The following is an 866-nucleotide window of genomic DNA, read 5'->3' on the forward strand; positions in this document are numbered from 1 at the left end:
CTCATCGCCAACATGCTCGAGGCCTGGCTCACCGCCGATCCCGCGCTGGAGCTGACCGAGGAGGCTTTCGATGAACAGCAAGATCACCCCACAACATCAAAGCAAGCCGGCGTACATCTATATCCGGCAGTCGACACTGGCCCAGGTGCGACACCATCAGGAGAGCACCGAGCGCCAGTATGCGTTGAAGGACAAGGCGCTGGCATTGGGTTGGACGGAAACGGCGATCCGTACGCTGGACCGGGATCTCGGTCAGTCGGGGGCGCAGATGACGGGCCGCGAGGACTTCAAGACGCTGGTGGCGGATGTCTCGATGGGGCAAGTGGGTGCAGTGTTTGCACTGGAAGTGTCGCGCCTGGCGCGCTCGAACCTGGACTGGCATCGCCTGCTCGAACTGTGTGCGCTTACTCATACTCTCGTGATCGACGCCGATGGTTGCTACGACCCGGGCGACTTCAACGACGGCCTGCTTCTCGGTCTCAAAGGAACGATGGCGCAGGCCGAACTCCATTTTTTGCGCGGGCGCCTCCAGGGCGGTAAGCTCAACAAGGCGCAGAAGGGTGAATTGCGGTTTCCGCTCCCGGTTGGCCTGTGCTACGACGATCAAGGACGCATCGTCCTGGATCCCGATGACGAGGTACGCGGTGCCGTGCAACTGGCATTTCGTCTGTTCCAGGAGACCGGCAGCGCATACGCGGTTGTCAAGCGCTTTGCCGAAGAGGGCCTGCGCTTTCCCAAGCGCGCCTATGGAGGTGCATGGGCGGGTCGACTCATCTGGGGGCGCCTGAGTCACGAACGTGTTCTCGGTTTGATACGGAATCCTTCCTATGCCGGCATCTATGTTTTTGGACGATACCAGTATCGGC

1 protein-coding gene is annotated in these 866 nt (G+C 60.9%); it reads left to right on the forward strand.

All coding sequences use genetic code 11. The annotated features are described in order from the left end of the window. Positions 1–70: 70 nt before the first annotated feature. Positions 71–866 (forward strand): recombinase family protein (locus AWB67_RS38750; RefSeq protein WP_143746838.1); only part of this gene is annotated, 796 nt, incomplete at its 3' end.

This window comes from Caballeronia terrestris (assembly GCF_001544515.1).
Lineage (GTDB): Bacteria > Pseudomonadota > Gammaproteobacteria > Burkholderiales > Burkholderiaceae > Caballeronia > Caballeronia terrestris.